Here is a 14,061-nt window from a genome sequence, read left to right as displayed (position 1 = left end):
GTGTCGGTGCCCGGCGCTGCATTCGAAGCTGCCTGGATGGAGCATGGTGAAGGCGTGCGCGCTCGCCTCCGCGACGGCTTTGACATCGTCGTGCATTGCAAGGGCGGGCTGGGCCGTGCCGGCACGATCGCGGCACGTCTGATGGTCGAGCTGGGCGTACCGCCGTCGACCGCGGTCAGTGAAGTGCGCGCTGCCCGTCCCGGCGCGATCGAAACGGATGCGCAGCTGAACTACGTACTCGGCCAGCACGCGATGCCCGAGCCAACGCCATCTCGATCGCCGGAAGCGATCCGCGATCGTGCTATCGGTGCGCTGCTTGGGCTCGCGGTGGGCGATGCCGTCGGCACGACGCTCGAATTCCGGGCCCGCGACAGCTATCCACCGCTGACCGACATGGTCGGTGGCGGGCCGTTCAACCTCAAGCCTGGCGAATGGACCGATGATACTGCCATGGCCTTGGCGCTGGCGGACACACTGATTCATTGCGGCAGGGTCGATGAGGCCGATCTGATGGCGCGCTTTGTCCGCTGGCGCGACGAGGGCGAATATTCCTGCACCGGCACCTGCTTCGATATCGGCATGACGGTGAGCGCGGCGCTGGCGAGCTGGAAGCGGACCGGGAATCCGATCGCGGGCTCAACGGCTGCCGAAAGCGCCGGCAACGGATCGCTGATGCGCCTTGCGCCGGTTGCGGTTCGCTACTGGAATGAACGCATTGCCCTGCGCGATGCGGCGGCGCGGCAAAGCCGCGTAACCCACGGTGCGGCCGAGGCGGTCGATGCGTGTGTCGGTTACGCCGAGTTGCTGGCCGACGCGATCGCGGGTGAGGGCAGGGCGCGGGTGCTAGCGCCGCGCCAATTCGGTCTCGCGCCGAAGATCGATGGTATCCTCGGCGGTGATTGGCGCGGCCGGTCGCGGCATTCGATTTCCTCGTCGGGTTATGTCGCCCATTCGCTTGAAGCCGCGCTTTGGTCGGTCGGGTCTACGCCGGACGTCCCGCAGGCAATCCTGGCAGCGGCAAATCTCGGCGGAGACGCCGACACGGCGGCCGCGATTGCGGGCCAACTGGCGGGAGCGATCTACGGAGCGTCAGGAATACCTGCGACTTGGCGCAACAGGGTCGCTTGGAATGCAGATTTTGCGGGAAAGGCAAGCTCCCTCGCCGAACAAAGCGGCTTGTCATAAACCACGCTACCCCGTCTGAGGCGGACGCTAACGGTTCAATAGGGTCTTTTGTCGGATAGTTTCAAAAGCATGCCGTATATTTTCTATCGACACGGCTGCCGCCCGCACGATCCTCCTTCGATCTCATTGTCTCTAGGCGGCAGAGGATGGTTGGCCTGCATCGCGCCTCCGAGATGTCAATGAGCATTATATCTGAAAACGGGTCGCAGATAATGACGGCCCAAACTGGAGATGGAAATGGACGGAGCGGTTGCACTGCGTGACAAGTCGAGGGCTCTTTTCCACGACGCGCTTGTCTGGGATACGACCCTCGGCTGGCTGATGGGGAGTCCCCATCCGGAGACGCTTCCGCGCTTCCGCGCCGCGGGCTTCGATCACATCTCGCTCACCGTCGGAGTCGATCTGCTCGGACCGGAGATCGTGCTCAGGGAAATGGGGCCCGTGTTCGCGATGTGCGCGCAGGAGCCGAACAAATATGTCCTCGCCACCGACGTCGCATCGATCGACGCGGCGAAGAAAGCCGGCAAGCTCGCGCTGACCTTCAACCTGCAAGGAACCAATGGTCTCGGCGGCAACATCCAGATGGTCGAGATATTCTACCGTCTCGGGGTTCGCTCTATGCTCCTCGCCTATAACAAGAGGAATCTCGTGGGTGACGGTTGCGCGGAGCGGACAGATGCCGGCCTGAGCCGTTTCGGCGTCCGGCTGGTCAAGGAGATGAACCGCGTCGGCATGCTCGTCGATGGCACGCATTCGGGCTATCGCACGACGATGGAGGCGATGGAGATCGCGGAGGCGCCGTTCATCTTCTCGCACTCCAGCGCCCATGCGGTTTATCCGCACTACCGCAACATCAAGGACGACCAGATCCTTCTCTGTGCCAAGACCGGGGGCGTGATCGGCGTGTGCGGGCTATGGCACGACACCAAGGCGAGCACCGAGACGATGTTCCGCCACATTGAGCACATCGCCGGGCTGGTCGGCACGGAGCATATCGGTTTGGGTCTCGACTACGTCCGGGACCGGGAGGCCTTCTGGCACTACGTCCATGCCGACACCGACCTGTGGCCTGAGATCGACGGGAAGCCGTTGGTCGAGACCGACTTCGTGCAGCCGGAGGAGCTCGAGCAGGTCTGCGAACATATGCTCCGGCACGGATATACCGACGAACAGGTCAGGGGCGTGCTGGGCGAGAACTTCCGACGGGTAGCGTCCCAAGTCTGGAAGTAAGCGACGCTGGGCCGGTCGAGCTATGCTCCACCGGCCATCGTTCGCTTCCCTATAATGACAGCGGATGGACGTCGCGAGCTGACGGGGCGTCGGACATGGTCTGCCGTCTCAGCATTCGGGGAAGCTGACGGCGAGGCCTCCCTGCGATGTTTCCTTGTACTTGGCGTGCATGTCGCGCCCGGTGCGCATCATCGTTGCGATGACCTGGTCGAGCGAGACGATGTGCTCGCCGTCGCCGCGCAGTGCGAGCGAGGCGGCGTTGATCGCCTTGATCGCGCCGAACGCGTTGCGCTCGATACATGGCACCTGGACGAGTCCCGCGATCGGATCGCAGGTCATGCCGAGATGGTGCTCCATGGCGATCTCCGCAGCATTCTCGATCTGGCGATTGGTCGCGCCCATCGCCGCCGCCAGGCCAGCCGCCGCCATTGCGCTGGCGGTTCCAACCTCTCCCTGGCAGCCGACCTCGGCGCCGGAGATCGAGGCGTTCAGCTTGGTGAGCATGCCGATCGCCGCCGCGGTCAGCAGGAAGTCGTGCGTCCCGGCCCGATCGGCGTCGGGCCAGAAGTCGCGATAGTACCGCAGTACGGCGGGCATAACGCCTGCCGCCCCGTTGGTAGGGGCGGTCACGATCCGACCGCCGGCCGCGTTCTCCTCGTTCACGGCGATCGCGAAGAGGCTGACGTGATCCATGATCGCGTGCGGCGCCTGCCGGTTGCGGAAGCGGTCGGCATTGAGCTTGTTGCGCAAGGCTTTCGCGCGGCGCGGCACCTGTAGGCGCCCGGGAAGGACGCCATCGGTCCGTATGCCCCGATCGACGCAGTCCATCATGACCGCGATGATGCGGTCGAGGTAGGCGCGGAGCTCTTCCGCGGGCGCCACGGCCTGCTCATTCGCGCTGACGATTTCGGCTATGCTGAGGCCGTTCTCGTCGCACAGCGTCAATAGTTCCGATGCCGTCGCGAACGCGAACGGTTGCGGCTCCGTCTCGCGGATGGATGGAGCGCCGACGGCTTCCTCACGCGCGATGAAGCCGCCGCCGATGGAGCACCAGCGCTCCCTCAGAAGCTCCTTGCCGGCGTCGTCGAGCGCGGTGAGGACCAGCGTATTCGGATGGACCGGTGTCGGTCCCTCGCGGTCGAAGACGATGTCGGACGCGGGGTCGAAAAGGACGTCGCGGTCGGCGATCCGCAGTCGCTTCGTCTCGCGAACCCTATCGACGATCTCCTCGATCAGGCGCGGCTCGATCGTCTCCGGCAAGAGGCCGGAGAGGCCGAGCATCACCGCGTTGTCCGTCGCGTGGCCGGTCCCGGTCCATGCGAGCGAGCCAAGCAGGCGGCAGTTCACCCGCACGAAGGTCCGCCCGGCGAGCGCGCCGGCGAACCCGGCAGCGGCTTTCATCGGGCCTACCGTGTGCGACGACGAGGGGCCTATCCCGACCCTAAAGATGTCCGCGACGCGGATCACGCTTCACTCCTCGTTCTCGGCTTCGTGCAGCAACGCCTCCACATAAGTCGCGAAGGAGCGCCAGACCTCGAGATGGAAGTTATCCGGCGCCGTGCGCCAGAGAACGATCTCCGCCTTGGCGAACATGGTGCGGGTGCAGGTTCCAACCGGAAAGGCCGCAGGGGCAAGGTCGAGTGCACATCCGGAAGCAAGTATTCGTTCGGCGGCGGCACCGTGGATAGAGAATGCGACCTGTCGATGGCTCACGTCCACCAGCGAGCAGGTTACGCCCTCAAGGCTGTAACCCAGCTCCCCGAACCAGTCGTCCGAGGGGCTGCTTTTCAGAATCAGCCATTCATCGGGCCCGAGCCAGAGCGCGATCAGGCCTCCGCCGGTCGACGATCGGCACGCCTCGCGCGGCAGCGCGATGCCGAGGCGCTCGGAGGCCTGCCCGATGTCGGCCTCGCGGCATCGCAGAGTCGCGCGACCAAAAGGCCCCAGCGATCCGATCGCGCCCGTTTTCCGCTGCAACGGAGCGACACCCGGTTCATACATTGACGCGCTTCCCTTCGGGATCGAAGAACACGGGTTGGACGACATCGACCGTGATCGATCCCTTCGGCATCGGTACCCCCAGGCGTTGTCCCATGCGGTTCCGGCCGCCTTTGACCAGCGCGAGCGCGATCGACCTGCCCAGCACGGCGCTATGATAAGAAGAGGTGACATGGCCGATCGGCGTGCCAGGCGCCGCGGAATCCACGACCTGCGCGCCTTCCTCCAACACGGTTTCGGGATCGGAGGTCAGGAGTCCGACCAGTTGCTTGCGATAGGGATCGGCCATGGCAGGACGCGCCAGCGAGCGCTTGCCGACGAAGTCCGGCTTCGCCTTGCCGATCGCCCAGCTTAGCCCGACATCATCGGGCGTAACGGTGCCATCCGTTTCCTGGCCGACGATGATGAACCCCTTCTCGGCGCGCAGCACGTGCATCGTCTCGGTCCCGTAGGCGACCATGCCATATGTCTTGCCGCGCTCCCAGATCGCTTCCCATACCATCGCGGCATGGCCGCTCGGCACGTTGACCTCGAATCCGAGTTCGCCGGTGAAGCTGACCCGCATCAACCGCATCGGCACGCCGCAGATCCGCGCGTCGGCGATGCTCATATGGGGAAAGGCTTCGGCCGACACATCCAACCCTTCGATCAGCGGCTCGATGACCGCGCGCGCGCGGGGGCCTTGCACCGCGATGACGGACCAATGCTCGGTCGTCGAGGTGAGCCATACGTCAAGATCGGCCCATTCGGTCTGGAGATAGTCTTCCATCATCGCGAGCACGCGGGGCGCCCCGCCGGTCGTCGTGGTGACGTGGAAGCGGTCGGGCGCGAGCCGGCCGACCACGCCGTCGTCGAGCACGAACCCGTCCTCGCGCAGCAGCACGCCGTATCGGCATTTTCCGACGCCGAGCTTTGTCCAAGCATTGACGTAGAAGCGATTCATGAACGCGGCCGCGTCGGGGCCGACCACTTCGATCTTGCCCAGGGTGGAGGCGTCGAAGATGCCGACGCTGTTCCGCACCTGCGCGCATTCCCGGGCGACGGCGGCGTGCATGTCTTCGCCCGGTTGCGCGAAGTAATGGGCCCGGCGCCAGTTGCCGACATTCTCAAACGCCGCGCCATGGGCGACTGCCCAATCGTTGATCGCCGTCGTCCGTGCCGGGTCGAACAGTTCGCCCCGCGCGCGTCCCGCGAGCGAACCGAAGGTGATAGGCGTGTAGGGTGTGCGGAAGGTCGTGAGGCCGATCTCGGGCACGGTGCGTCCCGTCGCTTCGGACACGATCCCCAGGGCGTTGATGTTGGAGAGCTTACCCTGGTCCGTCGCCATGCCCGTCGTCGTGTAGCGTTTGACGTGCTCGATGGAGAGAAACCCTTCCCGCGCCGCCAGGCGGATGTCGTTCGCGGTGACGTCGTTCTGCCAGTCGACGAAGGCCTTGCGCCGTCTGCGCCCCGGCGTCGTTGGCGCGGCACCGATGTACCCGCCGCCGCCGTGCGCGTGGCGGATTTCGACATTGGGGACAGCCGGGTCGGATTGCGGCTCGAAGCCGGCCGCGCGCGCCGCCGTCTCTCCCGCCGCCCCGCCGTCGGCGAGCGCGACGGCGAGTTCGAAGCGTCCGCGGCAGGCACCGGCCGAGCGTTCGGCCTCGGCCGATCGGTCAGGCAAATAGGCCTGGATCGCGTCGTTCCACGCGACTTTGCCGCGGGATTGGGAACAGGGGGGGATGCTCGGCGTGAAACCGCCGGCCATGAGGACTGCGTCGCAGCCGATCGTCTCGCGTCTGCCCCCAGCGGAGATCGCGATCGAAGCGACGCGCAGCCGACCTTCCGTACCTTCGATGAGGACGTCCGTCAGCACGCGAATGCCCGCGGCCTCGGCGCGATCGGCGATCGTCGATCGGGGCCGCAGGTCAGCTATCGCGGCTATTTCGACGCCCGCGGCGCGCAGTTCGTGGGCCGCGCGGTAACCGCTGTCGTGCGCCACGACCAGGACGATGCGGCGTCCCACCAGAACGCCGTGCTGATGCAGGTAGCTGCGCGCCGCGTCGGCGAGCATGATCCCGGGCCGGTCATTGTCCGGAAAGACGAGGGGCCGCTCGATCGCTCCCGCCGCGATCACGACCTGTTTCGCGCGCACCTGCCACAGCCGTTCGCGCGGCTTGCCGTCGGGAAGAGTGGCGAGATGGTCGGTGAGCCTCTCGGTCAGGCCGATCATGTTATGCGGATAATAACCGAACGCGATCGTGCGCGGCAGCAGGGTGACGTTGGGAAGGGCGCCCAGCGCGGCCAGCTTCTCGTCGAGCCAGGTGTCCGACCCGATACCGTCGATGGTCACATCGACCGCGGAGAGCAGGGAGCCTCCCATCGATGGACGGTCATCGCACAGGATGACGCGCGCGCCGCTGTCGGCCGCCGCCAGCGCGGCGGCAATGCCGGCCGGTCCGGCGCCGATCACCAGGACGTCGCAATGCGCGTACCGCTGCGAATAGGTGTCGGGGTCGGGCGCGCTCGGGGCCTCACCCAGGCCGGCGGCCGCGCGGATGCGCGGCTCGTAAAGGCGGTCCCATGCCTTACGCGGCCACATGAAGGTCTTGTAATAGAACCCCGCCGGAATGAAGCGGCTCAGCAGCCCGTCATTGATCGCCATGCGGTCATGCTCGAGGCTCGGATGGCGATTCTGGCTGACGGCTTCCAGCCCGTCATAGAGTTCCACCTGGGTCGCGAGCAGGTTCGGCGTGTACCGGCACGCGTCGCGCCGGATGCCGACGAGCGCGTTTGGCTCGTCCGCGCCGGCACCGACGATGCCGCGCGGCCGGTGATATTTGAACGAGCGCCCGACCAGATGCACGCCGTTGGCAAGGAGAGCGGATGCCAGCGTGTCGCCCGCGAATCCCGAGAATCTCGTCCCGTCGAAGGTGAAGCTCAGAGGCCTCGTTCGATCGATGCGGCCACCGGTCGGGATGCGGCAACCGGTCATTGGCGTGCTCCGGCGACTTGGGGGGCCGGTTCGCCGACCTGGTAGGTCGCCAGGAATTGATCCGTCCGCGTGTCGCGCAGCGCGTTGAAGAACCGCGCGCATCCGTGCGTGTGCCGCCAGCGCTCCGCGTGCGGTCCCTTCGCATTGGTGCGGAGGTTGAGGTACGCGTTCCATTCCTCGTCGCTCAGGTCCGACGGGTTTGCCGGTCGATCGATGTGCGCTTCGCCGCCATAGCTGAACTCGAGTTCGGGGCGCCGTCCGCAGAAGGGACAATCGATAAGCAGCATGGGTTCTCTCCCTAGTGCGCGACGGCCGCCGCGGCGGCCTCGTCGATCAGGAGTCCGTCGCGAAACCGTTCGATCGTGAACGGTGCGTTGATCGGATGTGGCTCATCCCGCGCCATCGTGTGCGCGAAGAGATGGGCCGCGCCCGGTGTCGCCTTGAACCCGCCGGTTCCCCAGCCGCAGTTCACGTAAAGTCCCTTCACCGGGGTCCTGGCGATGATCGGGGAGCGGTCCGGGGTCACGTCGACGATGCCGCCCCAGTTGCGCAGCATCCGCAGCCGGCGGAACTGCGGGAACAATTCGCAGATCGCTTCCAGGGTTTGGGCAGCGATGTGCAGCCCCCCGCGCTGCGTATAGCTGGTATAGGCGTCGGTGCCGGCGCCGATCACCAGTTCGCCCTTGTCGGACTGGCTCATGTAGGCGTGGATCGTGTTCGACATCACGACGCAGGGGAAGATCGGCTTCACCGGTTCCGAGACCAGAGCCTGCAAGGGGTAGCTCTCCAGAGGCAGGCGGACGTGCGCCATGTCGAGGATGGTGCTGGTGTGCCCGGCCGCCGAGACGCCGACGCGCCTGGAGGAGATGAACCCGCGGGTGGTCTCCACGCCGGAGACCGCCCCGGTCGCGTCGCGTGTGATCCCGGTAACCTCGCAATTCTCGATGATGTCGACGCCGAGCGCGTCGGCGGCGCGAGCGTACCCCCAGGCAACGGCGTCATGCCGCGCAGTTCCGCCGCGTCGCTGCAGAGCGGCTCCCAGGACGGGGTAACGGACCTTCGGGTCGATATTCAGCGGCGGGCAGTAGGCCTTTGCTTCCTCGGCGGTCAGCCACTCGTTGTCGACGCCGTTGATCCGGTTCGCGTGGACGTGGCGCTTGAACACCTGGATGTCATGGATGTTGTGCGCCAGCATCATGACCCCGCGCTGCGAGAACATGACGTTGTAGTTGAGCTCCTGGCTCAACCCCTCCCACATCTTCAGCGCGTGATCGTACAGAGCCGCGCTCTCGTCGAACAGATAATTGGAGCGGATGATGGTGGTGTTGCGACCGGTGTTGCCGCCACCGATCCATCCTTTTTCCAGGACCGCCACGTTCCGGATGCCGAAGCTCCTCGCCAGATAATAGGCGGCGCCCAGGCCGTGTCCGCCGCCGCCGACGACGATCGCGTCGTAACCTGGCTTGGGTGTCGCCTGTCGCCACTGCGGCTTCCATCCTTGCTGGCCCCCCAGGCCATGACGGAAGAGCGAGAATGCTGAAAAACGCTGCATGAGGCGGTTCCCTGCGCCGACCTTTAGCCGCGATCGGTCTGGTAGATCGGATGGCGGGCGCACAGGCTCGTCACCTCCGAGCGGACCGTTTCGAGCAGCGCATCGGTCACGGTGTCGCCGGCCGCGGCGTCGAGCACCCGGGCGATCAGCCTTCCGACCTCGGAGAACGCCTCCCCGTCGAAGCCACGCGTCGTCAGCGCAGCGCTACCGAGCCGGATGCCCGAGGTGACGAACGGCTTTTCAGGGTCGAACGGGATGCCGTTCTTGTTGCACGTGATGCCTGCATCGTCGAGCAACCGCTCGGCGACCTTACCGGTCAGGCCCTTCGCCCGCAGGTCCACCAGGACGACATGGGTGTCGGTACCGCCCGCGACGATGGTGTAGCCGGCCCGATCGAGCACCGTGGCCAGGGTCGCGGCGTTATCGACGACACGGCGCGCGTAGTCGGCGAAGTCAGGGCGGAGCGCCTCGGCGAAGGCGACCGCCTTGGCGGCGATCACGTGCTCGAGGGGGCCGCCCTGGATGCCGGGGAAAATGGCCGAGTTCAGCTTCTTGGCCAGGCCCTCGTCGTTGGTCAGAATGAGACCTCCCCGAGGGCCGCGCAGGGTCTTGTGCGTGGTCGATGTGACGACGTCCGCATGGTCGAGCGGGTTCGGATGCGCCCCGCCGGCGACCAGACCGGCGAAATGGGCCATGTCGACCATCAGCTTCGCGTCCACGGAATCGGCAATCTCGCGGAAGCGCGCGAAGTCGATGTGACGCGGATAGGCCGAGCCCCCGGCGATGATCACCTTGGGATGATATTCGGCGGCGAGGTCTGCGACGGCATCGTAGTCGATCCGCTGATCGGCCTCGCGCACGCCGTATTGCACGGCGTTCAGCCACTTGCCGGAGAAGGTCGGTGCCGCGCCGTGGGTCAGATGGCCGCCATGGGCGAGGCTCATGCCCAGCAAGGTGTCGCCCGGCTGAAGCAAGGCATAGAGGACGGCCATATTGGCCTGGGCGCCCGAATGGGGCTGGACGTTCGCGAACCTGGCGCCGAACAATTCGCATGCGCGGTCGATGGCGAGTTGCTCGATCACGTCGACGTGCTCGCAGCCGCCGTAATAGCGCTTGCCCGGATAGCCCTCGGCATATTTGTTCGTGAGGATCGATCCTTGGGCCTGCAGCACGGCGGTCGAGACGATGTTCTCCGAGGCGATCAGCTCGAGCTTGTCCCGTTGCCGATCGAGCTCGGCGCCGATCGCGGCGTGTATCGCCGGATCCGAGTCCGCGAGCTGGCCGCCGAAGAATGCCGGCAACGCCGCTTGCGGGTGAAACGAGACACTGGCCATCGACTCCCTCTCGAATGTTCATGGGGCCGCGTTGAATTTTTGGATTGCCCCTGAAGCGTTTATCGCAGCTGTCCGCTTGTCCGAGATTGAAGAAATACGGCGTCAGGTGGAATAAATACGACATCGGCTGAGATTGCGGCGACAGGGCCGTTGTGCGGTAAGCTACCGTTTCTCCCGGCCGAGGTGACGATCGAAAAACCTCGCGATCACCTTCCAGGCCTGTTGGCTCTCAGGCACGCCGGGATCGACGAAGGGTTGGGCGAAGGAGCAGTGCGGTGCGCCTTCCCAGACGTGCAATTCGGCGTCGACGCCCAGATCGACGAGCCGGGAATGGGCGAAGACCGTCCGGGAAAGCGCCGCGTCACGCGTGCCGCTGATGAGGAGCGAGGGCGGAAATCGGCGTTGGATGTCGGCTGATCCGGCGGGGTAGCGCGTCGCATCCCGCAAGTTCACGTCGCCGGTATAGCCGTCCGCCGCCTCGCTCCACCGGGCCTTGCCGCCCGAGAATATATAGTTGCTGTCCCCGAGGTTCGGGGAGTCGGCCGGACCGCCGCCGAACATTCCGATCGCTCCCGGCTTCCGCTCTCCGGTCGCGATCAGCGTCGCGATGGTCGATGCTGTCAGTTCCGCGCCCGCAGAGCATCCGTAGATGCCGATATTCTCGGGTCGATCTGTCTTCAGGAGGTCGCGATACACCGCAATGACGTCCTGTTCGGCGGCGGGGTATTTGTGCTCGGGTGCCATGCGATAGTCGACGGTAATCACACGGATTTTTCCGACGCTCGCGATAGGGATCGACTCCAATTGGCCACCGTAGCGGCCGCCGACGACCATGCCGCCGCCATGGAGGTTGATGAGGACGCGATGCCGGTTGGCGTCCGAGGCGCCACCGGCGGGGTCGACAATATCGGTCTGGACGCCGGCGATGGTCTTGGGTTCGACCGACACCGCGAACTGGCGGCGCAGTTTGGCGAGCCAGGGCAGATACAGCGTCTGGTCGTACCACCGCCGTTCTTCCTCGGGCGCCGTCTCGCCCTGCCTGCGTTGCCAGTCAGAGGGCTTGGGAGCCAGGATCCGCTCATACCCCCGCGTCTGGTCCACGAAGTTGTTTCGCGCTTGGACGCTGGCCAGGTTTGAATAGGGGATGACAGTGCCGTTCGGGAGGCGGAGGTTGCCGGCGTCGTCGACCGCCGATGGTTGCCCCGGCGCGCTGGCCATCGCCGCGGCCGCGGCGGCCAGCAATGCCAGGATCGCGGCTCCGTTCACGAGAATCGACCGCTTGGATACGCTGTCGATGTTACGTCGCGGTGTTTCCATCACGGCTTTCCTTTCGACGGCTGGCGGCAAGAACGACTAGCTGGCGTGGCCGTCGCCCCATGGAGCATGTCCGAGACGCGTTTGGACCATCGCGACCGGGCTACCGGCAGCCGCCACTCCCTTTCCGCCGAATTGTTCGGCTCCCCGCTCGGGGAGGCGGGAGGCCGCCTAGAGCCTCCCACCCTTGTCACGCTATGCGGGCCGCTCCTGGAGCGACATGGTCGCGGCCGGATCGTTTCACCATTTCGCGCTGACGTTGACGCCGAACGTGCGTGGCTTCTGCCGTATCTGAGCGACCTCCAGGAAGAAGGTCCGCGCCGAGATGCGGGACCGCTCGTTGAGGAGGTTCTGCACGAACAGACCGAACTCATAGGGCCCGCTGCGGATCGTCGCCCGCGCTCCGACCTCGGAATAGTCGCCGTAACTTACCGCGTTGGGATTGTTGAAATTGCCGAGGTCGGCGAACTGGCGGCCGGTGTAGGAATAGTCCGCGCGCAACAGCAGGGTCGTTCCCGCGGCGAGGGGCGCGCTATACTGTCCGTAGACATACGCCGTGAACGGGGCGGAGCCGGGCAGCCGGTCGCCGACCAGCGCGATCGGCACGCCGGGGGTGACCGACTTGAGCTTCGCGTCGGTATAGGCGAGCGATGTCCCCATCTCGAACGACCGCGTCGGCCTGGCGACGAGCTCGAGTTCGAGCCCCTTGGACGTGGCGGAGCCGGCGTTCGCCGTATAGGGAATTCCGCTGGATGTGCGCACCTGCAGCTGGATCTTCTTCCAATCGATATAGAAGGCCGCCGCGTTGATCGTCAGGTGGTTGTCGAGCAGACCCAGTTTCACGCCCGCTTCGTAATTCCAGAGCGTGTCCGGACCGAATGATTGGGGGATGGATTGGCCGGTAAACGGATCGATCGGCGACGCCAGGTTGGTGTTCCCAGTGCGGAAGCCCTTCGACGCGGACACGTAGATCATCGCGTCCTTGTTCGGCTTGTAGGACAGGCTGAACTTCGGCGAGAAGGCGCTGTTGCTGGCGTCCTTCGCGACCGTCGAGGGCGGGCCGTCGAACAACGTCTGGCCCGAGATTCCGCCCAGGTTGGTCGTCTCGAGCTTGTAGTGGCTGTACCGCGCCCCGGCCGTGAACGTGAGGCCCGGGACGATATCATAGGATGCTTCGCCGAAGACGGCATAGTCTCGGATTTTCGTCTGGACCCCGATGTCCTCCAAATAGTTCGTCGGGAAGAGGCCGCCATAGGGCGACGCCGTGCCGGCCACGCCTTGTTGCGAGATCTGCTCGAGCAGGTTGAGCTTGTAGTCCTCGTAGAAGCCCCCGATCAGCCATTTGAAGGGATGCTCCGAACTCGACGCCAGCCGGACCTCCTGCACGAAGTTCCTCGTGTTGAACCTGTCGAGCAGGGGCGAGGCCGTGGTCAGACCGGTGAGTACGTTCGCGTATCCGGAGAAGTCGAGCGACGAGGTCGCCTCGCGCTTGAGATAGCTCGTGGACGAGGTCAGCGTCGCCCACGGCATCGTGTAGGTCGCGTTGAGGCTGAAGATCTTCGTATTGTCGGTGTTGTAGTTGCGCACCCGGTAGGTGGCTATATCGGTGTTGCTGCCATAGGGGGTATAGGCCGAATCGTGAGGTTCGTTGACCTCGATCGAGGCGCTGGCGATGATGTCGAGATTCTCGACAGGCTTCCAGCGTGCCAGGAAGCGCCCGCCGTAGAGCTTCCCGCGGTTGGTGTTCTTCCCGAAATTGGGATTGTCGATCCAGCCCGCATCGAAATCGTAGAAACCGACCGCGCGCACCGCGAGCTGATCCGACATGAGCGGGATATTCACCATCGCGTTGAGCGATCCGCCGACGTTTCCGCCGGTCGGAAAGCTCACCGTGTCGTCCGTCGCTCCGCTGACCTCGGTGAGGTTCGGCTTGTTGGAGATCACGCGGATCGCGCCGCTGAGGGCGCCGGCGCCGAACAGCGTGCCCTGCGGCCCGCGCAGCACTTCGACGCGCTCCACGTCGAACAATTGAAGGCGCGGGACGGTCCAGGGGATGACGAGGTCGAGGACCGGGACATCGTCGTGGTAGAGTGCCACCGCCTGCTGCAAATTGCCGAAGACGGCGCTGGTCTGCACGCCGCGGACCGCCAGGATGGCCTGGCCCGAGGAATTCTCGGTATAGGCCAGGCCCGGCACTAACCGCACTACGTCCTTGGCCTCGAGCGCACCCGCCCGCTGGAGTTGGTCCTGCGAGATCGCTGAGATGCTGATCGGAATGTTGCGAACCGACTCCGACCGGCGCGTGGCGGTGACGACGATGTCACCGTCCGCGGCAGCACCTGGCTGCGTAGCGGACTGGTCGGACGGGGCGGGCGTACCGCTTGCCGGGGGCGGCGTCGGGGGGCCCGGGGGGGGCCCGGCCCAGCCCCCCGGGACCGGCCGGGCCCTGGGGCGCCGGGGCCCCAAGGCCAGCG

At 65.6% G+C, this 14,061-nt stretch carries 10 protein-coding genes; 2 read left to right on the top strand and 8 right to left on the bottom strand.

Annotated elements, in window-relative coordinates:
* The coding region (locus tag ACTHJR_RS05255) for an ADP-ribosylglycohydrolase family protein (RefSeq protein ID WP_440522072.1) at positions 1-1,185 on the top strand (1,185 nt) is incomplete at its 5' end.
* A 237-nt stretch (positions 1,186-1,422) separates the two neighbouring features.
* Positions 1,423-2,415 (top strand): dipeptidase, encoded by a 993-nt coding sequence (locus tag ACTHJR_RS05250; RefSeq protein WP_440522071.1) that lies wholly within the window; start codon positions 1,423-1,425, stop codon positions 2,413-2,415.
* Positions 2,416-2,523: 108 nt separating this feature from the next.
* Here ACTHJR_RS05250 and ACTHJR_RS05245 read toward each other — a convergent pair whose 3' ends face one another.
* From ACTHJR_RS05245 to ACTHJR_RS05210, 8 genes are all read right to left on the bottom strand, one after another.
* Positions 2,524-3,882, bottom strand: a complete 1,359-nt coding sequence (locus ACTHJR_RS05245; protein ID WP_440522070.1) for an L-serine ammonia-lyase — start codon at positions 3,880-3,882, stop codon at positions 2,524-2,526.
* A 3-nt stretch (positions 3,883-3,885) separates the two neighbouring features.
* A complete protein-coding gene (locus ACTHJR_RS05240; protein ID WP_440522069.1) occupies positions 3,886-4,416 on the bottom strand; it encodes a sarcosine oxidase subunit gamma in 531 nt (176 codons plus the stop codon).
* On the bottom strand, positions 4,409-7,387 hold the full coding sequence (locus tag ACTHJR_RS05235) for a sarcosine oxidase subunit alpha family protein (RefSeq protein ID WP_440522068.1): 2,979 nt from the start codon (positions 7,385-7,387) through the stop codon (positions 4,409-4,411). Before ACTHJR_RS05235 ends, ACTHJR_RS05240 begins: the two co-directional genes overlap by 8 nt.
* Positions 7,384-7,674, bottom strand: coding sequence for a sarcosine oxidase subunit delta (locus tag ACTHJR_RS05230; RefSeq protein WP_440522067.1), 291 nt, complete (start codon positions 7,672-7,674; stop codon positions 7,384-7,386). Before ACTHJR_RS05230 ends, ACTHJR_RS05235 begins: the two co-directional genes overlap by 4 nt.
* Positions 7,675-7,685: 11 nt before the next feature.
* Complete coding sequence (locus ACTHJR_RS05225) at positions 7,686-8,939, bottom strand: sarcosine oxidase subunit beta family protein (RefSeq protein ID WP_440522066.1); 1,254 nt, start codon at positions 8,937-8,939, stop codon at positions 7,686-7,688.
* 23 nt (positions 8,940-8,962) lie between these two features.
* Positions 8,963-10,273: a serine hydroxymethyltransferase gene (gene glyA / locus ACTHJR_RS05220; RefSeq protein ID WP_440522065.1), complete on the bottom strand. Its 1,311-nt coding sequence runs from the start codon at positions 10,271-10,273 to the stop codon at positions 8,963-8,965.
* 162 nt (positions 10,274-10,435) lie between these two features.
* Positions 10,436-11,590, bottom strand: coding sequence for an alpha/beta hydrolase (locus ACTHJR_RS05215; protein ID WP_440522064.1), 1,155 nt, complete (start codon positions 11,588-11,590; stop codon positions 10,436-10,438).
* Positions 11,591-11,827: 237 nt separating this feature from the next.
* On the bottom strand, positions 11,828-14,053 hold the full coding sequence (locus ACTHJR_RS05210; protein WP_440522073.1) for a TonB-dependent receptor: 2,226 nt from the start codon (positions 14,051-14,053) through the stop codon (positions 11,828-11,830).
* Positions 14,054-14,061 lie beyond the last annotated feature (8 nt).

It is taken from the genome of Sphingomonas sp., assembly GCF_051962185.1.
Classification (GTDB): domain Bacteria; phylum Pseudomonadota; class Alphaproteobacteria; order Sphingomonadales; family Sphingomonadaceae; genus Sphingomonas.
This window is presented reverse-complemented; position numbering and strand designations above follow the sequence as displayed.

Bases quoted from the DNA above. Each gene is read 5' to 3' on its own strand.
- glyA (WP_440522065.1), bottom strand. From the start codon at position 10,273: ATGGCCAGTGTCTCGTTTCACCCGCAAGCGGCGTTGCCGGCATTCTTC.
- ACTHJR_RS05230 (WP_440522067.1), bottom strand. From the start codon at position 7,674: ATGCTGCTTATCGATTGTCCCTTCTGCGGACGGCGCCCCGAACTCGAG.
- ACTHJR_RS05250 (WP_440522071.1), top strand. From the start codon at position 1,423: ATGGACGGAGCGGTTGCACTGCGTGACAAGTCGAGGGCTCTTTTCCAC.
- ACTHJR_RS05215 (WP_440522064.1), bottom strand. From the start codon at position 11,590: ATGGAAACACCGCGACGTAACATCGACAGCGTATCCAAGCGGTCGATT.
- ACTHJR_RS05240 (WP_440522069.1), bottom strand. From the start codon at position 4,416: ATGTATGAACCGGGTGTCGCTCCGTTGCAGCGGAAAACGGGCGCGATC.
- ACTHJR_RS05235 (WP_440522068.1), bottom strand. From the start codon at position 7,387: ATGACCGGTTGCCGCATCCCGACCGGTGGCCGCATCGATCGAACGAGG.
- ACTHJR_RS05225 (WP_440522066.1), bottom strand. From the start codon at position 8,939: ATGCAGCGTTTTTCAGCATTCTCGCTCTTCCGTCATGGCCTGGGGGGC.